Source organism: Roseateles sp. SL47 (genome assembly GCF_026625885.1).
Lineage (GTDB): Bacteria > Pseudomonadota > Gammaproteobacteria > Burkholderiales > Burkholderiaceae_C > Roseateles.
Map to the genome: position 1 here is coordinate 4,032,719 of NZ_CP113068.1, position 19,677 is coordinate 4,052,395.

Genomic DNA, 19,677 nt, shown 5'->3' on the forward strand with positions numbered 1-19,677 from the left:
GAAAGTTAGATCGTTCGTGGGGCGGCCGACTATTGGCGGATGGCCCAGAGCTCGAGCTCCAGCCCCGGAAAGTCGCCCGCCACGTGCAGCGCCATGCTGCCGCTGCGTTCCAGCTGCTTCCACAGCTCGCCGCCGCGGTCCAGCTCGAAATAATGGAAACCGGCGTGGAAGGGCAACTGACGCGGCGCCACCGGCAACGCGCGCAGCGCAATGCCGGGCAACTGCAGGTTGACCAGATCGCGAATCTTGTCGACCGGGCCCAGCTTGGACTGCGCCGGGAAGCGCTGGCGCAATTGCTCGGCGCCGACCTGCGCATTCACCGCCAGCACGAAGCTGGCGCTTCGCAGCAGTTCGGGGTCGCCCACCACGGCGGTGCGAACGCCATGGGTGCGGTCCACCAGGTCGATCTGCAGGGCATTGCGCTCCAGCACCACCGACAACATGCGGCGCAGGTCCTCCAGCAGCGGCGCAAAACTGCCGCGCAGGTCGTCATGGCGATACAGCGGGTAGTCGCTGGCCAGCCGCGAGTCGCTGACAAAGGTGGCCAAGTCGCCGGCCAGTTGCAGGCAGTCGCGGTGCAGTGCCTCGGGATGCTGATGCGGGGCGCCGGCATGCTGGCGGAACAGCGGATCGGCCCGGTTCAGCGCCTGCAGCATCAGGAAGTCCGCCAGTTCCGACACGCCGGTGTTGAGCTGGCCCATGCGGGAAGCCAGCAACTGGGCCCGTTGGCGCACCAGCCCGTGCAGCAGCGAGGCCATCGAGGCCAGGTGCGCGGTGGCGTCCAGCCGGGTCTGCGGCGGCACATAACTGGTGTCCAGCACCACCTGCTGGTCCGCCCGGCGTTCGGCCACGCGGGCCACACCGATGGCGGCATACCCATCATGCAATTCACGTGCGGGCAGCAGGCGCAAGGCCAACGAGGCGGTCTGCACCGGCTCCGGTTCGTCACCGACATTGGTGGCGTCGCGCAGGTCCTGGTCCAGCACCCGGTAGCGCATCAGGTCCAGGCCATCGGGGCGCGGCTCGGCTGCGCCGGCTTCGCTGCTGAAGGCCACCTGATTGGCGCCGGGGCGCGCCATCGGCGCGGCCAGGTAGATGATCTCGTCCTTCAGCGTCGCCGGTACGTCCAGGGGTGGCGGGGCCGGATCGGTCTGGGTGATGTGGAAGGGCGTGCCATCGGGCAGCACCCCACGGGCCCGCATCAGACCCAGGCGGCCCACGGCCAGCAGGGCCTCGTCCAGCTCCAGGCTGGTGAAACCCCAGCCGTGGGTGGCAATCGAGCGTACCCGGCTGTCCACCAGGTGCTCCAAATAACGGGTTTCCTGCTGGAAATGGTGGGGCAGCAGGAACATGCCCTGCGACCAGATGACTTTGCTGTGCCAGCTCACGGTTTCTCGACGGTAGCGCTGACCGACAGTTCGTCGGCCTGGATGGTGAGCTTCTGCTTCTTGCCGACCTGCACCGGCACCACGGCGCGCCAGCGCGCGTGTTCCAGATCCCGGTAGGCAGCGAAGACGGCAATGAAGCGGGTGTCTGGCCCCAGCGTCTTGGTGTAGGGGCGCTTTTCGCCCGGCTGCAGCGTCATTTCCTCGCGCGCCACCACGTCCGCGCCGAGTTCGGCCTGGTCGCGCTGGTAGAGCGAGACGAAGTCCGCCCCATTAAAGGCATTGGCCGCCTTCAGCTCATACACCCGCACCAGCACCGGCGATGGGCGTTTGCTCACGCTCGGATTCACCGTGGCCGTGGCGGCAATGCTGCCGCTGACCTGGGTGGGGTCGGGGGTGCTGGAGCAGGCGGTCAACGCCAGGGCAATGATGGCCGCTGCCGCCAGCGCTGCCATCATTGATCGATTTGACACCTTGAACCCGATTCCCATGACCGTCCACGTTTGTGTTGGATGGTCGGAAGAATAGCCAGGGCGGAGGCCTCGGGCGGGTGACTTAGGTAACGCAGACGGTGCGCCGGGGCGTCAACCGAATCGATGCAGGGTGCGGCTGCGGTAGGTCTGGCCGGGCCGCAGTACGGTGCTGGGCCAGTCCGGACCGTCCGGATGATGGGGGGAATCCGGGTGGTGCTGGGTCTCCAGGCACAGGCCGTCGCCCTGGCGGTAGAGCTGGCCGTCCGGGCTGGCCAGGCTGCCGTCCAGGGCATTGCCGGAATAGAACTGCACGGCCGGTTCGGTGGTCAGCACTTCCAGCGAACGGCCGGAAGCGGGGTCGCGCAGGCGGGCGGCCCGATGCAGTTCGCCGTCCTGTGGCGCGTCCAGCACCCAGCTGTGGTCATAACCGTGCGCCCGCTGCAATTGCGGATGCGCCTGCCGGATGCGGGCTTCAATGCGCTGCGGGGTGCGGAAATCAAACGGCGTGCCGGTGACGTCCGCCAGGCCGGTGGGGATCATGCCGGCATCCACCTCGGCATACCGGCTGGCCGTCAGTTCCAGCTCATGGCCCAGCACCGAGCCACCACCGGCCAGATTGAAGTAGTCGTGGTGGGTGAGATTGATGACGGTGGCGCGGTCGGTGGTGGCTTCATACTCCACCAGCCAGTCCCGGTCGTCGGTGAGGCGGTAGCGCACCGTGGCGGTCACCCGGCCGGGAAAGCCCTGGTCACCGTCCGGGCTCACCAGGCGCAGGCACAGGCAGCTGTCCGATTCCGGCTCCACCTCCCACACGCGCGTGCCAAAGCCCTGGCGGCCGCCATGCAGGCAATTGGCGCCGTCGTTGACGTCCAGCGGGTAATGCTCGCCATCCAGCGTGAAGCCACCCTGGCCGATGCGGTTGCCGTAACGGCCGACGATGACACCGAAATGCGGGTTTCGCAGTCGGTAGTCGTCCAGCGTCGGCAGCCCCAGCACCACGTTGGCCAGGTGGCCGCGCGCATCCGGCACCTCCAGGCGGGTGACGATGCCGCCCAGGTCGATGACCGACAGGCGCAGGCCGGCGCCGCTGTCCAGGGTGTACTCATGGACGGCGCGGCCGTCGGGCATGCGTCCGTATTCGCGAATCTGCAAGGGTTTCATGGGCGGCGGGTGGCGGTCAGCGGAATTTGAATCGGTGCGGCGGAAGGCCGCGGTAGCCCTGGGCGTCCAGTTCAAAGACGGCGCCAGCCAGCGGTTCGTGCTCGCAGTACTTGCGGGCGGTGGTGACAAACAGACGGTCCAGTTGTGCCCCACCAAACACCGGGCAGGTGGGTTGGCTGGCCGGCATCGGCAGGCGCAGGGTTTCACGGCCCTGGGCATCAAAGCGAGCCACTGCGCCAGCACCCCAGAGGGACGACCACAGGCCACCTTCGCTGTCCACGGTGGCGCCGTCCGGCTCCCCGTCGGTGTCGGCAAGCCGCACATGCACCCGCGCCGGCCCCAGCCGACCATCGGCGTGGTAGTCCAGGGCCCAGATGCGGCGTTGCGGGGAATCGGTGTAGTACAGCGTGCCACCGTCCGGGCTGAAGCTCAGCGAGTTGCCGACGATGGCGGCGGGCAGGGGGAGACGTTCAATGCGCAGCCCGTCTTCCGCTTCCCCGTCGACCCGGTAGTAGCCGCCAATGGCCTGCCCATGCGGATTGAACATGCCAAAAACAAAACGGCCCTGCGGGTCGCAGCGGCCGTCATTGATGCGGGTGCGGGGCTCGTCCGCCTCGACCGGTGTTTGTGGGCCGGTGCGCCCGGTGGACAGGTCGAACAGGGCAGGGCCGGCGGCCAGCCCCAACAGCAGCCAACCCGGGGTGTCGCACAGCGCAAAGCTGCCCAGCGGCTCGGCCAAGGGCCAGTCGGTGACGCTGCCGTCAAAGGCCCGCCAGCGGAAGAGCCGGGCGCTGTCAATGTCGGTCCAGTAGAGCACCTGGTCCCGCTCGCACCAGAGGGCGCATTCGCCCAGGCGGTCGCCGTTGTTGACCAGCACACGGGCCGACGCGGGCCCGGCGCTCATGCCCAACCTCCATCGACCAGATAGTCCTGTGCGGTACACATGGCACTGTCGTCAGCTGCCAGGAACAAGGCCATGGCGGCGATGTTTTCGGGCAGCAGCGGCTTCTTCAGGCACTGGTTCTGGTCGATTTCCTTCTTCGTTTCTTCATTGACCCAGAGGGCCAGCTGCTTCTCGGTCATGACCCAGCCCGGCACCAGCGTGTTCACGCGGATGTTGAAGGGGCCCAGGTCTCGCGCCAGCGAGCGGGTGAGGCCCTGCACACCGGCCTTGGAGGTGGTGTAGGCCGCCATGCCGCCTTGCATCAGCATCCAGCTGAAGGAGCCGAAATTGATGATGGAGCCGCCACCCAGGGCTTTCATGTCCGGCGCCACGGACTGCGCGGCGAAGAACTGGTGCCGGATGTTGACGGCCATGGCCGCATCCCAGAATTCCGGCGTGACGGTTTCCAGCGCATGGCGCTTGTCGTTGGCAGCGTTGTTGAGCAGCACGCTGAACGGGCCCCCGAGCTGCTCGCGGAGCTGGTCGATGGCGCTGCGCAGCGCCGCGATGTCGGTGAGATCCGCGGCCACGAAGGCGCTGCCCGGCAGCTGGGCCGCCAGGGCCTCGCCCGCCTCCCGCGCGATGTCAATGAAACCGACCCGCGCGCCCTGGGCCGCAAAGGCCTCCACCAGGGTGGCACCGATGCCGGTGGCGCCGCCGGTGATGAGCACGCGGCGGTCTCGCAGGCTGGGGTAGCTTGCGCTGAGGGTCATGTCTTGTCTCCGTCCTGGTTGTGGGAACGAGGTTCCTGGGTTGATTCTATTAGTCAGACTAATTGCAGTCGATGCGCCGATTGAATGCGGGTTTCCACCGATACGTGTTCCAATAAAGTAATACTTTAATGGCAATGCGCGGCGGACTTCGGACCACCGGAGCCGACACGCGCCATCTGCATTGGAGACATCGCATGAGCTCAAGCTTCCCCAGGCCCTTCAAGGGCGTGTTCCCCGTGGTTCCGACCACTTTCACCGCCGATGGCGGTCTGGACCTGGACAGCCAGAAGCGCTGCGTGGATTTCATGATCGATGCCGGCTCCAACGGGCTGTGCATCCTCGCCAATTTCTCGGAGCAGTTCGTGCTTGGCGACGATGAGCGCGAAACGCTGACCCGCAGCATCCTGGAGCATGTGGCGGGCCGCGTGCCGGTGATTGTGACCACCACCCACTTCAGCAGCCAGATCTGCATCGAACGCAGCCGCCGCGCGCAGGCCCAGGGCGCGTCGATGGTGATGGTGATGCCACCCTATCACGGTGCCACCTTGCGGGTGAGCGAGGCGGGCATCTACGAGTTCTATTCCCGCCTGTCGGACGCGCTGGACATCCCGGTGATGATCCAGGACGCCCCGATGGCGGGCACGCCGCTGCCCGCGCCGTTCCTGGCCCGCATGGCCAAGGAGTTGAAGCAGATCCGCTATTTCAAGATCGAAACGGCCGGCGCGGCGAGCAAGCTGCGCGACCTGATCGCGCTGGGCGGCGAAGCGATTGAAGGCCCGTGGGACGGTGAAGAAGCCATTACGCTGCTGGCCGACCTGGATGCCGGTGCCACCGGCGCCATGACGGGCGGGGGCTTCCCGGACGGGATCCGCCGCATTGTGGATGCCTACGCGGCGGGCGACCGCGAAACCGCCGTGGCGGAATATGGTCGCTGGCTGCCGCTGATCAACTACGAAAACCGCCAGGGCGGCATCCTCACGGCCAAGGCGCTGATGAAGGAAGGCGGCGTGATTGCCAGCGACGCGCCACGCCACCCGTTCCCGCCGATGTCGGCACCGGTGCGGGCCGGCTTGCTGGATGCCGCCCGCCGGCTGGACCCGCTGGTGCTGCGCTGGGCGCGGTAAGTTCTCGCGTCCATTCATTGCGGCCATTCATCACGCCCATTCATCACGCTATTCAAGGACTTCAGCATGACCACCGAATTCAAGAACTACATCAACGGCGAATGGGTGTCCGGCGTGGAGACACGGCCCAACGTCAACCCGTCCGACACCAGCGACATCATCGGCCACTATGCCCAGGCCGATGCCGCCCAGACCGAAGGTGCGATTGCTGCCGCTCATGCCGCGCTGGGCAGCTGGGCCTTCAGTACGCCGCAGCAGCGCTTTGATGTGCTGGACCAGGTGGGCAACGAGATCCTCGCCCGTCGGGAGGAGATCGGCCGCCTGCTGTCCCGCGAGGAGGGCAAGACGCTGGCCGAAGGCATGGGCGAGACCCACCGCGCCGCGATGATCTTCAAGTTCTTTGCCGCCGAAGCGCTGCGGGTGGGCGGTGAAACGCTGGCCTCGGTGCGTCCTGGCGTGAGCGTGGATGTACTGCGCCAGCCGGTGGGTGTGGTGGGCCTGATCACGCCGTGGAATTTCCCGATTGCGATTCCGGCCTGGAAGATTGCCCCGGCGCTGGCCTTTGGCAATGCGGTGGTCTTCAAGCCGGCCGAGCTGGTGCCGGGCTGTGCCTGGACCATCACCGAGATGCTGTCCCGCACGGCGCTGCCCAAGGGCGTGTTCAATCTGGTGATGGGCGCCGGCTCCCAGGTGGGGGCGACGCTGGTCGATTCGCCGAAGGTCAAGGCCCTGAGCTTCACCGGTTCGGTGGCCACCGGCCGTCGCATCATTGCCAGTTGCGCGGCCCGCCAGGCCAAGGTGCAGGCGGAAATGGGCGGCAAGAATCCGGTCATCATCCTGGACGACGCAGACCTGGACGTGGCGGTGAATTCGGCGGTGCAGAGCGCCTATTTCTCCACCGGCCAGCGTTGCACCGCCAGCAGCCGCATCATCGTCACCGAAGGCATCCATGACCGCTTTGTGGACGCGGTGCTGGCCAAGCTCAAGACGCTCAAGATCGACCATGCGCTCAAGGCCGGTACCGACATCGGCCCGGTGGTGGACCAACGTCAGCTGGACCAGAACCTGCGCTATGTGGACATTGCCAAGAAAGAAGGCGGCCACCTGGCCTGGGGCGGCGAGGTGGTGGAGCGCGACACCAAGGGCTTCTACCAACTGCCGGCACTGATCACCGAGACCCGCAACGACATGACCATCAGCCGGGAAGAAGTCTTCGGCCCGGTGGCCAACGTGGTCCGCGTGCGGGACTATGACGAGGCGCTGGCGGTGGCCAACGACACCGAATTCGGTCTGTCCGCCGGCCTCTGCACCACCTCGCTCAAGCACGCCTCCCACTTCAAGCTGCACGCGCAGGCCGGCATGGTCATGATCAACCTCCCCACCGCGGGGGTGGACTATCACGTGCCCTTCGGCGGCTCCAAGGGGTCCAGCTACGGCCCTCGGGAGCAGGGCAGCTATGCGCGTGAGTTCTATACGACGGTGAAAACGGCCTACACCTTCCCCGGTTGACGGTTTTGTCGCTGGCTTGCGGTGGTTGGGCTGCCGGAGGGGCTGAGCCGTGATAGCCTGCCTCCCGATGAAGACACGCGCCGACCATTCCACCTACCGCCGCCAGCCCGAGGGCAAGAGCATGCACGGCCGCATCGTCAGCGATCTCGGCCTGGCGATCGTGTCCGGCTCGCTGCAACCGGGCGACCGGCTGCCGCCGGAGCCGCAACTGCTGGAGCGTTACGAGATCAGCCGCCCGGTGCTGCGTGAAGCCATTCGGGTGCTGGTGGCCAAGGGGCTGGTGGTGTCGCGTCAGCGGGCCGGCGCCCTGGTGCGGCCGCGCAATGAATGGCATCTGCTGGATCCGGACGTGCTGTATTGGTTGATCCAGACCAAGCCGCAGCAGGAGTTTCTCAACACCTTGATGGAAGTGCGGCGGACCTTCGAACCGGCGGCGGCTGCCCTGGCAGCGCGCTCGGCGACGGACGATCAGGTGCGGCAGATCGAGCAGGCGTTTACCGGCATGGCGGCCGCCACCGATGTGGAGCAGTTGCTGGAGCCGGACCTGGCCTTTCACCGCAGCATTGCCGAGGCCACCGGCAACGATCTGATGGCCTACATCGGCAACATGCTGTCGCTGGCGCTGCGGGAGTCCATCATCCTCAGCAGCCAGTTGCCGAATACGCATGAGCTGTCGCTGCCCCGGCACGAGGCCATCCTCACGGCAATCCGCAACCGCGACCCGCTGGCCGCCCGGCAGGCCACCCTGGTGCAACTGCAAGAGACGGACGACGACCTCTCCAATGTGCTGTCGTCCCAAGGCATTGTCGATCTGGCCTGAGCGCCAGGTCTGATCGGTCCCCAAGCATTCCTGATGGACGACGCTCCCAATCCCAACTGGTTTCTCCGTGCGCGCCTGAAGACGCGCCAGCTGCTGCTGTTGATTGCGCTGGATGACCATCGCAACATCCACCGCGCGGCCGAAGCCTTGTGCATGACCCAGCCGGCGGCGTCCAAGCAGCTGAAGGACCTGGAAGACATGCTGGAGGTGAAGCTGTTTGAGCGGCTGCCGCGCGGCATGGAACCGACGCTGTTCGGCGAGACGATGATCCGCCATGCCCGTATGGCCTTGACCAGCCTGGCCGCCGCGCATGACGACATCGTGGCCCTGAAGAAGGGGCTGACCGGGCAGGTGGAAGTGGGCGTGATCATGACGCCGGGGATGTCGCTGCTGCCCAAGGCGATTGCGCGGATCAAGGCCAAGGCACCGCTGCTGCGCATTGGCGTGCAGATGGACACCAGCAAGGTGCTGCTGGAGCTGCTCAAGCGTGGCGTGCTGGACTTCATGATCGGCCGCATCCTGGAGGAGGACGGCTCGGGCGGGCTGCACTATGAAGAGCTGACGGGTGAGCCGGCCTGTGCGGTGGCCCGGCTGGGGCATCCGCTGCTGAGCCGCGACGATCTGTCTTTGGCGGATCTGGCCACACAGTCCTGGATTCTGCCGCCACCCGGCAGTGTGCTGCGGCACCGCTGGGAGCTGATGTTCCGCCGCGCGGCGCTGGAGCCGCCGGCGGATGCGGTGGACACCACCGCGCTGCTGGTCATCACCGCGCTGTTGCAGCAGACGGATTCACTGCATGTGATGCCGTTGGAGGTGGCGCGTTATTACGCATCGCTGCAGGCGCTGGCCATCCTGCCGATCGAGCTGCCGTGCGCGATGGATCCGTTCGGAATCATCACGCGGGAAGGGCATCTGCTGTCCCCCGGCGCGCGGGCGCTGCTGGGTGAAGTGCGTGCGGTGGCGTCTCAGCTGTATTGAGTTGAGCGACGTCAGTCGCAGCAGTTCTCCTTGTCGGTGATCACGGCCAGGACCCGGGCAAAGGTGAAAGCAAAGGCGCAAGCAAAGGCGCAAGAAGCCATGCGGGCGGGTCTTTATCCGCCCGTTGCGCAAGGGGGCTTTGCTCAGCGTGGTGGGCTGCGGCTGCATGGCGTTAGCGGCTGGTGACAAAGCTCATCACGGCATTCATGACGTCCAGATTGGAGGCATTACCCATTTGAGCGTCAATGGAACTCACCCCGTGATCCGCTCCCAGCACGCGCTTGAGCACCAGGCTGCCGCCGCAGGATCGCCAGGTGTCGACCTGGCCTTCATGGACGAAGTCCTGACTGCCCAAGGTGCCGTTGCACATCAGCTGCGTGCGGATCTGCTGCTGATGGAACTCGCCAATGACAAACGGGTTTTCCCAGGCGGTGCGGGACGAAGCCACCACCGTCGGGTTGACCGTCCAGGTGGCTGCCTCCCAGGCTCCGGCGGTCTGCATGACTTCGTCGCTATCGCCGATGATGCCCATGTAAGGCCGTATCGACGTGCCCGGCGCGCAAGGGGTGGCGGCGCGATTGAAGCTGGTCGAGGCCGGCCCCGCCACGGACACGTAGGCATTGAAGGTCGATGGTGATTCACACCACATCCGGTTGGTCATCACACCGCCCATGGAGTGGCCCATCAGCGTGATGTCCGCAATGCCGTAGTCGCTGCGGATTTTGGCGGCCAAGGCCTGCAGGAAGGCTTTGTCATCCTGGCCGGACTCCATGGCGTAGTTGCGCCAGGTGCTGGCATTGGCCTCGGAGTCGATGTGCTGGCCCTGTGGCACGATCAGCATCACCTTGTTGCTGTCCAGCCAGGCCCAGTGGATGGTGCCCAGTCGGGTGGTGGTGGCGTTGTCGTTCAGGCCGACTTGATACGCAATGGCGCTCTTGTTGCCGCCACCGCCGTGCAGCAGCACGATGGCGCGCGTGGCTCGGGCGGTCTTGTAGATGTCCACCGAATGGAGAAAGCCCGGAACGGTGGTGGTCACCAGCTCGTCAGCGGCCACCACGGTGGACTGGGCCTGTGCCGTGGTTTCTGCATCGGTATCAGAACCGCCGCCGCAGGCGGCCAGCAGGGACACAACAGTGAAGATCATGATTCTGCGCATGCCCACCTCCTTGAATCGCCGGGGCGGGAGTCATGCGGATGCATGCTCAACGGCGCGTCGGCGTTGTTGAGCATTCAAACGTGGTCTGCCCTGTGGTGACCGGACAATTGGCGACGAAATGCGACAGGGATGAAATATCACCCCATGGGCGCAGTGCCTGGGGCTGAACCGGCCAAGGGTCGGGACAACAGCCGCTGCACCACGCAAAAAACAAACAGCAGGCCGCCGATGACGATCTTGGTCCACCAGGAGCTCAGTGTGCCGTCAAAGGCAATCAGGGTCTGGATGGTGCCCAGCACCAGCACGCCGGAGAGGGCGCCCGCCACATAGCCATACCCGCCACTGAGCATCGTGCCGCCGATCACCACTGCGGCAATCGCATCCAGCTCGGCGCCCTGGGCATGCAGCCCATAACCGGAGAGCATGTAAAAGCCGAACAGCAGACCCGCCAGCGACGCGCAAAAGCCGCTGAACCCATAGACCATGAGCTTGGTGCGGCCCACCGGCAGCCCCATCATCAGCGCTGACGATTCATTGCCGCCCAACGCATACACGGCACGGCCAAAGCCGCTGCGATGCGCCAGCCAGATGCCCACCGCCAGCAGCATGAGCGCCATCACTGCACCCGGCGATAAAAAGCCGCCAGGCAAGGGGATCTGCATTTGCGAGATCTGCACAAAGGTCTCGTCACTGATGGTGATGGAATCGACGCTGATGAGATAACACAGCCCGCGCGCGAGGAACATGCCGGCCAGTGTCACGATGAAAGGCTGCAGCCGGAACAGATGAATCAGCGCGCCCTGCATCACGCCGAACAAGGTGCCGCCCGCCAGCACCACACCCATCACCACCGGCGCCGGCCACTGACCCTTGTGAAGCAACCAGGCCGCCACCGTGGTGGACAGCGCCAGCACCGCGCCCACCGACAGATCAATGCCGCCCGACAGAATCACCAGGCTCATGCCCACGGCCAGCACCAGCAGGTAGGCATTGTCGATGAGCAGGTTGAGCATCACCTGCGGCGCCGCGAATCCGTCGTAGAGCACACCGCCCACCGTCAGCAGCAGGACCAGTAGCACCACGGTCATCTGCGAGCTGAATGCGGGGTGATGGAGCCAGCGCTCCAAGGGGTGAGCGCGCTTGCGCCCGTGGCCCGCCGAGGGACCGGGGGAGGCGCCTGGCGAGATGTCGGGGGGCGCACCGGGGGAACTGCCGGTAGAACTGCCGGTAGAACTGCCGGTAGAACTGCGGGGAGCGCTGCCGACGGAGGCCAAGGGGCGGTCCGCACCCGGCGCGCTGGCGCTCAAGGTAGAGGGGGTCATGCGCGTCCTCCTGGCGTGGGGCGGCGCTGCATCCAGCGTCTCAACATGGCGCGCCATTCGTTCGATTGGAGAATGCAGAGCAGGAAGACCACCAGGGCTTTCACCACCATGTTGACCTCGGGCGGCACGCCCAGGGAATAGATGGTGGTGGTGAGCGTCTGGATGATGAGCGCACCCACCAGGCAGCCCGCCAGATGATATTTGCCGCCAGCCAGCGAGGCTCCGCCCAGCGTCACCGCCAGAATCGCGTCCAGTTCGAGCAGCAGGCCGGCATTGTTGGCGTCGGCGCTCTTGATGTTGGAGGCGATCATGAGGCCAGCGGCCCCCGCGCAGGCGGCTGCAAACACATAACAGCCGAAGATCAGCGTGGCTGTCCGCAGCCCCGCCAGTCGGGATGCGACCGGGTTCAGGCCGACCGCCTGGATGAACAGGCCCAGGGCGGTCTTGCGCAGCAGCAGCGTGGTGGCCATGGCCACCGCCACCACCACCCACAGGGAGACCGGAAGACCCAGCAGGTAGCCGCTGCCGAGTACAAAGAACGCCGGCTCATACACGGTGATGATCTGCCCATCCGCCAGCAGTTGTGCCAAACCGCGGCCGGCCACCATCAGAATCAGCGTGGCAATGATGGGCTGCAGCTTGAGGCCGGCCACCAGCACGCCATTCCATGCGCCGCAGAGCAGTGCCGCACCCAGGGCCGCGAGATACGCCACCGGCAGCGGCTGTTTGCCATTGACCAGCAAAGCAGCGACGGTGGCTGCAATCGCCACCACCGCGCCGACCGACACGTCGATGCCGCGCGTGGCAATCACCAGGCTCATGCCCAGGGAGGCGAGCATCAGTGGAGCCGCACGGTTCAGGATGTCGATCAGCGGGCCATACAGGTGGCCATCGCGGATCTGCAACTGCCAGAAGCCCGGCAGGAAGATCACATCCACCAGCAGCAGCGCCAGCAGTGCCAGCACGGGGCGCAGCAGCGGGTGCTCCTTCAGCAGGGGCAGCCAGGAACGCCAAAGGGAGGGGGCGGGGGCGCCGGCCGGGGGGCTGGTGGAGGAGCTGGTGGAGGAACCAGGCATGGGCATGGCCGTGTTGGAGCGTGGCCCGGGGCCCGCCATGGGGTCCCGAGGTGGCAGGGGCAGCGATTCAATCACGGCGATGTTCTCCCGGCCTGGTTGATGGACGCCGCCCGGGCGGAATCCACCCTGACGGCATCTTCCGCACCACGGGCTTCCGCCGCATCCCCCGCGATGGCCTCCAGCACCGTGTCTTCATCCAGTTGGCCGCGTTCGTAGACACCACAGGCCCGCCGGTCACGCAGGACCATCAGCCGGTCGCTGCAACGCAGCACCTCGGGCAGTTCGGAGGAGATGAAGAGCACGGCCATGCGGCGGTCCGCCTCAGCGCCTTCGGCACACAGCCGGCGCACTTCGGTCATGATTTCTTCCTTGGCCCGGACGTCGATGCCGCGGGTGGGTTCATCCAGGATCAGCAACTGCGGCTGGGTCAGCAGCCAGCGCGCCAGCAATGCCTTTTGCTGATTGCCGCCGGACAGCAGGCCGATGGGGGTATTGATGTCGGCGGTCTTGATGCCGAGCCGGCGCACATACTCTTCCGCCATGGCGCGCTGGCGTTTGAGTGGAATGGCGCGCCACCAGCCTTGGCGGGCCTGCAGCGCCAGCACAATGTTCTCTCGCACCGAGAGGCCCAGCACCGCGCCTTCCAGCTTGCGGTCTTCCGAGCAGAAGGCGAGCCCGGCCTCAATGGCCTGGCGGGGCGAGCTGAAGCGCCGACGCCGTCCATTGATTTCAACATCCCCGGCATCGGCCGCATCGGCGCCAAACAGCAGGCGGGCGGTTTCGGTGCGGCCGGAGCCGAGCAGGCCACACAGGCCCATCACCTCACCGCTGCGAATGTCCAGGTCCATCGGCTGCAGGGCCCCCCGGCGCGCCAGGCCGTGGGTGCGAACCACCGGCTCGCCATGAGTGTCGCCCTGTGGACCGGTGGTCACGGTGGCTGCTGCATGCGGCCCCACCATCTTCTGCACCAACTCCAACCGGCCGAGTTCAGCGGCCCAGTATTCGCCCTCGGTGCGTCCGTTGCGCATCACCGTGATGCGGTCAGAGACGGCGTAGACCTGGTCCAGGAAGTGGGTGACGAACAGAATGGCCATGCCCTGGCCGCGCAGGCGTCGCATCACGCGGAACAGATGCTGAACCGCCGCTTCATCCAGGCTGGAGGTGGGCTCATCCAGGATCAGCACCTGCGCTGAAATGTTCAGCGCACGCGCGATGGCCACCATCTGCTGGACCGCCAGCGGGTAGCGCGCCAGCGGCGCTTCCACCTCGATGTCCAGTTCCAGCTCCGCCAACAGTTCCCGTGATCGCTCGCGCATGCGCTTCCAGTCGATCTGGCCGAAGCGCTTGGGATAACGGCCGATGAACAGGTTTTCCGCCACCGAGAGGTTGGGGCAGAGGTTCACTTCCTGATAGACGGTACTGATGCCCAGATCCTGGGCCTCGGCCGTGGATCGCGGACTGATGGGGCCGCCATGCAGGCTCATGCTGCCCGCATCCGGCGCATAGAGGCCGGTCAAGACCTTGATCAGCGTCGACTTGCCCGCGCCGTTTTGCCCCATCAGCGCGTGAATCTCGCCGGAAAACAGACGCAAGCTGGCACCGGTGAGTGCCTGCACCCCCGGAAAACCCTTGTTGATTCCTTCCAGCACCAGCACGGGCGCCGATCCGTCATGCACAGCAATACTCCTTGGGTCAGGCGGGTGCGGGGGCAGGGCCGATCACGGCCGAGCCCGCCGGAAGCTCAGGACCTGATCAGGACCTGATCAGTACTTGCGCTTGGGCAATTCCTGTGCCGCCATGTCTGCGGTGAATACACCTTCCTCGGTGGTGATGCGCTTGGGCAGCGGCTTGCCGGCCTTCACATCCTTGGCCAATTGCATCAGCTGCGGACCCAGCAGCGGATTGCATTCAACGGTCACATTCAGTTTGCCTGCGGCCATGGCCTCGAAAGCGCCGCGCACGCCATCGATGGAGACAATGGCAATGTCCTTCACCGGCTTCAGGCCCGCTTCCTCGATGGCCTGGATGGCGCCAATGGCCATGTCGTCGTTGTGTGCAAAGAGCAGGTGGATGGGTTTGTCCTTGGCTTTCAGGAAGGCTTCCATCACTTCCTTGCCCTTGGCGCGGGTGAAGTCGCCGGACTGGGAGCGGAGGATCTTCAGGCGCGGCTCGGCCTTGATGACCTCTTCAAAGCCTTTCTTGCGGTCGAGGGCCGGGGCAGACCCCACGGTGCCTTGCAGCTCGACGATGTTCACATCCCCTGTCGGGGCATTCTTCTTGGCCCATTCAATGGCCCACTTGCCGGCCTTGCGGCCTTCCTCGACAAAGTCGGAGCCAATAAAGGTGACGTACAGAGAGGGATCGCTGACCTTGACTGCACGGTCGGTGAGGATCACCGGAATATTGGCAGCCTTGGCTTCGCGCAGGACGGTGTCCCAGCCGGTTTCGACCACCGGGGAGAACGCAATCACATCCACCTTCTGAGCGATGTAGCTGCGAATGGCCTTCACCTGGTTTTCCTGCTTTTGCTGAGCGTCGGCGAATTTGAGCGTAATGCCGGCCTGCTTGGCGGCCTCCTTGATGGAATTGGTATTGGCCGTTCGCCACTCACTTTCTGCGCCCACCTGGGAAAACCCGAGAACCAAGGGTTTGTCTGCAGCCAGTGCAGGGGTCAGGGCGCTGGCGCCCAGACTCAGAGCGAGTGCGGCCATGGCCAGCAGTTGCCGACGGAAAGTCTTCATGCGTTTGTCTCCTCGTTGGAATGAATATGTGCGTGCCAGTGCCACCAGCATGCGAATGAGGTGGGGCCCATCCTAGGCACTGGGGGCATGCACAACCAATCACATTTCCGTCATGAGCGATGTTGTGATTGATATCGGGGACAAGTCCGCTTGATAAGTGCTGGCGTGGGTGCTGGGGGGCGACGAGAACCGCAGCCGGCGGGGAAACGCCAGGTCTTGTTGCCAGGCAATCCCACCGAGGTGGGTGTCGATCTCGTTGGCTTAAAGATACTGCCCAGCAACAAAAATTCATGGATACTCGCGACCGCATTCCTGGGGAGGAGTGCAGAGCTGGGAATGTGAGCCGTGAATACAAAACGATACAAGTCGCGCAATCGCGACCTTGCTGGAATGCACTGGCGCTTTGACGTGGCCCTTGGGAAAGGGCGCATGCGCCCGAGTCACTGAGGCCCCAGGCCTCGGCGATCCCCAATCTTCAGACGCGACCTATGTGACTGCCCTTGGGGTTGTCCCTGGCACAGGTGGCGCACGAGCTTCGGCTCTCCCCGTCATCGCTTCCAAGATGCGTATCCATTGCGGACGGATGTCCATGTTGTTCACTGAACGCCTGCGTGCCGCAATGGGTGCGTGGATGGGTGCGTGGATGGGCGCGCTCGCAGCTTTCGTGATGCTGATGGCGCCTGCCGTGCAGGCCCAGACAACCGTCAACAGCGCCGTCACTGCCAACACGCGCTGGTCGCTGGCGGGAAGCCCTTATGTCGTTTCCGGTGACGTGGTCATTCAGGGCGGCGCACAACTCACCATTGAGCCCGGCGTGGTGGTGTCCATGGCCGCAGGCGCGCGTTTGACGGTGCAGGCGGGCGGCATTCAGGCCATCGGGACGGTGGATCAGCCGATCCAGGTGATCTCTGACAAGCAACGCCAAGGCGCCACCCCTGCCGCTGGCGACTGGGACCAATGGGTTTTCAGCAGCGGCACGGCCAACACCCGCCTGGAACGAGTGACCTTTCTCCATGGCCGCGGCTTGCGGGTGGAAGGCTCGGCGCCGGTGTTCAACTATCTGGACATTCGCCAGCAGCAGGGCGCAGCCATTGCCGTGGATCTGGCGGCGTCGCCCAGCGGTGTTGGCAATCGAGCCAGTGGCAACGTCATCAATGGGATTTCGGTTCCTGCCGGCGATGTGATCGGTTCCGTGAGATGGGCACTGCGCGGCATTCCTTATGTCGTGACATCGGGCGTGGTGTCGGTGGGGGAATCACCCGGGGTGGCGAGCGTATCTCCGGCCACGCTGGAGCAAGGGCAGACGGTCACAGTGGCGCTGAACGGCACCCGCCTCGGCGGGTTGAATCGTTTGTCGTCCAGCCATTCGGGCTTGACCTTCACCCCGTTCACGGGCGGTTCATCGGCCCAGGTCTTCGCCCAGGTGGCCGTCGCAGCCAACGCCCCGGTGGGGCCAGCCGACCTGCAGGTGCTGGTGGAGGCCGGTGCGCTGTCCTTGCCCGCAGCATTCACCATCACGCAACCCCTGCCGGCGATTGTCAGCTTGTCTCCCTCCACCGTGCTGGCTGGAGCAGGCGTGACGCAGATCACTGTCAATGGTCGCAACTTCGCGTCCAACTCGACCGTCCTCTTTAATGAGGGTGCAGTGCCCACCACCTTCGTGAGCGCTTCTCAAGTACTGGCCGCCTTGCCCAGCCAATCCGCAGTCGGCACCTTGTCTGTCAAGGTCAGCAACCCGGCTGCCGGCGGCGCAGGCCAGCCTCTGCTGTCCAATGTCGCCAGCCTGACCGTCGAGGCACCGGTTCCCCCTGGTGTGTCGGTGGAGCCGACGCCCATTGCTTTGCCGCCGGATGGCAAGTCGCGGGACATCACGATCCGTCTGTCCAAGGCGGACTACCGCGACAACGTCCTGAACTTCTCGATCTCCGATGTCAGCAAGGCCACGGTCAGCCCAGCCAGCGTTGTGGTGCGCGCCGGCCAGACCACGGCCACTGCGACCATCGTGCCCAAGCAGGCCGGTACGGTGAGCTTCATTGTGGAATCGCCGACGCTTCAGCGCGTGGCGGTTCCGCTGTTCATCACGAATGACTTCTCCGGCGTCAATACGGCGTATGCGCCGCTGGTGGGTGTGATGGTGAATGCGCCCCTGCCGGGTGGCACTGCGACCCGCACCGCTGCGGATGCCGTGGTCGGGGTGACGGTGGGCAGCGTGGTGACGCAAGTTGCTCCCAGGGCGTGGACCAAGGGCAGTTCGAACACCCTGGTCATCCGCGGCCGTGCGCTCCCGGCTGGCGCCCAGGTGAGCGTGTTGCCCTCGACGGGCGTGGTGGTGGGAAGCCCTGTGCTGAACGCAGAAGCGACCGAGTTGCGGGTGCCGGTGACGGCAGCCGTCGATGCTGCGGTGGGCGCTCGACGACTGTTGGTGCGGGATGGCGCGAACAAGGAAGTGCTGTTTGCCGATGCTTCGCAGGCCAGCGTCGAAGTGATGAATGGCTTGCCCTCCATTCGGTCGATCACACCGATCGTGGTGTCACGGGGCGACACGGTGAAGGTCGTGGTGCGCGGAGAAAATCTCCAGCGTGGTCGTCTCCAGCTCACCCCGGAGTCAGGCCTGCTGGCAGACGCCGCTCCGGTGGTCAGCAGCGACGGGACTGAACTGAGCGCGTGGCTCCAGGTGTCGTCGGATGCCGTGCTGGGGGACCGCTTGCTTCAAGTCGTGGCCCCCGCCGGTGCCACCAGCGCCGTGATGACCGAGGCGAATCGGATGACCGTGGTGGCGCGATCGCTGGGTCAGACAGGGCCGATCGCTGCGCCCGTGGTGGGTGTCATGGTCGGCAAGGTGGAGCAGACCAGGACGACTCACACCGCCACTTCGCTGGTGGGTGTCCTGCTCGGCACGGGGGTCAATAGTGTCGCTCCCAATATCGGTGTGGTGGGAACCACCCAGACGGTGACGATTCGCGGCGCAGGCCTGCAACTGGTGTCTGCGGTGTCCATGCAACCGACGGCAGGTGTCTCGGTCGCCACCCCGACGGTGAATGAATCCGGCACGGAAATGACGGTGGCCGTCACGGTGGATAGCGCCTCGGCGCTCGGCGCTCGGCGTCTGGCCCTCACCGCAGCCAATGGGCTGCCGGTGGTGTTCGCGCGGCCGCAGGATGCCAACTTCCTGATTTCTGCGCCGGTGCCGGAGTTGATCGCGACGGAGCCGCAAGTACTGGTGTCCGATGGGTCCACCGTGCGCATGAACCTGCGCGGTCGCAACCTGTTGAATGTCGTGGGTGCCCGTCTGGAGCCGTCGGACGGTGTGACGGTCACGGGGCCGTTCAACACCAACGCAGAGGGCACAACCTTGAGCTTCAATATCTCGGTCGCCGCAGGGGCGGGTTCTGGTGTGCGAGCCGTGGTGGTGAAGTCCGCAGCGGGTGAATCGCTCGCTACGGTACAGCCAGGCAACCTTGTGCGGGTGGCGCAGCGTACCGCCGGAAGCTACGCCTCCATCTTGTCGATGCCTGTGGGGATCCAGGTCGGCAGGGGCGCTGACACGTCGAGCACCTATGTGGATCTGATCAGCGCGTCACCGGTGGGCGTTCAAGTGGGGGGCGCACCGCCTCAGGAAACCGCACCCGTTCAGCCCGCCAGCCGACCGGTCGGTGTCGCGGTGGGCGCGTTTGGTGCCAGCGTGTCGCCGTCCGGCTGGTTGCAGGGCAGCTCCGGTGAGCTGCTGATCCTTGGACAAGGGTTGGACAGTGTGAGTGCTGTGGTGATCGAGCCTGCCACCGGACTGCTGGTGGGAGCCCCGGTCGCGAGCGCCGATGGATCGCGGCTGTCCGTGCCCTTGTCGGTGGCACCGGATGCGCCACTCACGGCACGTCGTCTGCGGCTGGTGACAGGGACTGGGGCGCCGGTCAGTTTCGCAATGCCGGACGTGCCGCGCATCGGTATTGGCGCCATTCCGACGCTGACGTCCCTCTCTCCGATCGTGCTTGAGCAAGGCAAGCCTGCTGCCCTGGTCGTGCGCGGCGCCAAGCTCAAGGGTGTGCTGATGGTCCAGTTCGAGCCTGCCGATGGCTTGGAAGCGGGCAGCGGACTGGTCTGGTCTCAGGACAACCTGGGGGAACTCCTGACGGTGCCGGTCAATGTGGCGCGGGGGGCGCCTCTCGGCCAACGAGTGTTGCGCCTGGTGGTGCCGGGCGGCTCCACCTCCGCGTCGTCGACGGCCGCCAACACGATCACCGTGGTCACCCCGAATTAGGGCCCCTGGGAGCTACGCATG

At 65.6% G+C, this 19,677-nt stretch carries 15 protein-coding genes; 5 read left to right on the forward strand and 10 right to left on the reverse strand.

The genetic code is table 11. The annotated features are described in order from the left end of the window. Nucleotides 1-29: 29 nt before the first annotated feature. From tssK to OU995_RS17795, 5 genes are all read right to left on the reverse strand, one after another. A complete protein-coding gene (tssK, locus tag OU995_RS17775) occupies nucleotides 30-1,388 on the reverse strand; it encodes a type VI secretion system baseplate subunit TssK (RefSeq protein ID WP_267831342.1) in 1,359 nt (452 codons plus the stop codon). Next, on the reverse strand, nucleotides 1,385-1,843 hold the full coding sequence (gene tssJ, locus OU995_RS17780) for a type VI secretion system lipoprotein TssJ (RefSeq protein WP_267831343.1): 459 nt from the start codon (nucleotides 1,841-1,843) through the stop codon (nucleotides 1,385-1,387). Before tssJ ends, tssK begins: the two co-directional genes overlap by 4 nt. Nucleotides 1,844-1,969: 126 nt before the next feature. Further along, entirely contained in the window at nucleotides 1,970-3,019 is a 1,050-nt protein-coding gene (locus OU995_RS17785) for an aldose epimerase family protein (protein ID WP_267831344.1), read from the reverse strand. Between the two features lie 16 nt (nucleotides 3,020-3,035). Beyond that, entirely contained in the window at nucleotides 3,036-3,923 is an 888-nt protein-coding gene (locus tag OU995_RS17790) for an SMP-30/gluconolactonase/LRE family protein (RefSeq protein ID WP_267831345.1), read from the reverse strand. After that, a complete protein-coding gene (locus tag OU995_RS17795; RefSeq protein ID WP_267831346.1) occupies nucleotides 3,920-4,675 on the reverse strand; it encodes an SDR family NAD(P)-dependent oxidoreductase in 756 nt (251 codons plus the stop codon). Before OU995_RS17795 ends, OU995_RS17790 begins: the two co-directional genes overlap by 4 nt. 194 nt (nucleotides 4,676-4,869) lie before the next feature. Between OU995_RS17795 and OU995_RS17800 the strand changes: the two genes are divergently transcribed. From OU995_RS17800 to OU995_RS17815, 4 genes are all read left to right on the forward strand, one after another. After that, nucleotides 4,870-5,799, forward strand: coding sequence for a dihydrodipicolinate synthase family protein (locus OU995_RS17800; protein ID WP_267831347.1), 930 nt, complete (start codon nucleotides 4,870-4,872; stop codon nucleotides 5,797-5,799). Nucleotides 5,800-5,865: 66 nt separating this feature from the next. After that, a complete protein-coding gene (locus OU995_RS17805) occupies nucleotides 5,866-7,308 on the forward strand; it encodes an aldehyde dehydrogenase family protein (RefSeq protein ID WP_267831348.1) in 1,443 nt (480 codons plus the stop codon). 67 nt (nucleotides 7,309-7,375) lie between these two features. Next, nucleotides 7,376-8,128 carry a FadR/GntR family transcriptional regulator gene (locus OU995_RS17810; RefSeq protein WP_267831350.1) on the forward strand — a complete coding sequence of 251 codons (753 nt, stop codon included), beginning with the start codon at nucleotides 7,376-7,378 and terminating at the stop codon, nucleotides 8,126-8,128. 33 nt (nucleotides 8,129-8,161) lie between these two features. After that, on the forward strand, nucleotides 8,162-9,106 hold the full coding sequence (locus OU995_RS17815; protein ID WP_267831351.1) for a LysR family transcriptional regulator: 945 nt from the start codon (nucleotides 8,162-8,164) through the stop codon (nucleotides 9,104-9,106). 172 nt (nucleotides 9,107-9,278) lie between these two features. On the opposite strand, the gene OU995_RS17820 is transcribed toward OU995_RS17815, so the two are convergent. From OU995_RS17820 to OU995_RS17840, 5 genes are all read right to left on the reverse strand, one after another. After that, nucleotides 9,279-10,262, reverse strand: a complete 984-nt coding sequence (locus tag OU995_RS17820; RefSeq protein ID WP_267831352.1) for an alpha/beta hydrolase family esterase — start codon at nucleotides 10,260-10,262, stop codon at nucleotides 9,279-9,281. Between the two features lie 137 nt (nucleotides 10,263-10,399). Beyond that, nucleotides 10,400-11,350, reverse strand: a complete 951-nt coding sequence (gene yjfF, locus OU995_RS17825) for a galactofuranose ABC transporter, permease protein YjfF (protein WP_267836295.1) — start codon at nucleotides 11,348-11,350, stop codon at nucleotides 10,400-10,402. Between the two features lie 230 nt (nucleotides 11,351-11,580). Continuing rightward, nucleotides 11,581-12,660, reverse strand: a complete 1,080-nt coding sequence (locus OU995_RS17830) for an ABC transporter permease (RefSeq protein ID WP_267831353.1) — start codon at nucleotides 12,658-12,660, stop codon at nucleotides 11,581-11,583. Between the two features lie 71 nt (nucleotides 12,661-12,731). Next, on the reverse strand, nucleotides 12,732-14,336 hold the full coding sequence (locus OU995_RS17835; protein ID WP_420714740.1) for a sugar ABC transporter ATP-binding protein: 1,605 nt from the start codon (nucleotides 14,334-14,336) through the stop codon (nucleotides 12,732-12,734). Nucleotides 14,337-14,423: 87 nt separating this feature from the next. After that, nucleotides 14,424-15,401, reverse strand: coding sequence for an ABC transporter substrate-binding protein (locus OU995_RS17840; protein ID WP_267831354.1), 978 nt, complete (start codon nucleotides 15,399-15,401; stop codon nucleotides 14,424-14,426). 589 nt (nucleotides 15,402-15,990) lie between these two features. Between OU995_RS17840 and OU995_RS17845 the strand changes: the two genes are divergently transcribed. Further along, complete coding sequence (locus tag OU995_RS17845) at nucleotides 15,991-19,656, forward strand: IPT/TIG domain-containing protein (RefSeq protein ID WP_267831355.1); 3,666 nt, start codon at nucleotides 15,991-15,993, stop codon at nucleotides 19,654-19,656. Nucleotides 19,657-19,677: the final 21 nt, after the last annotated feature.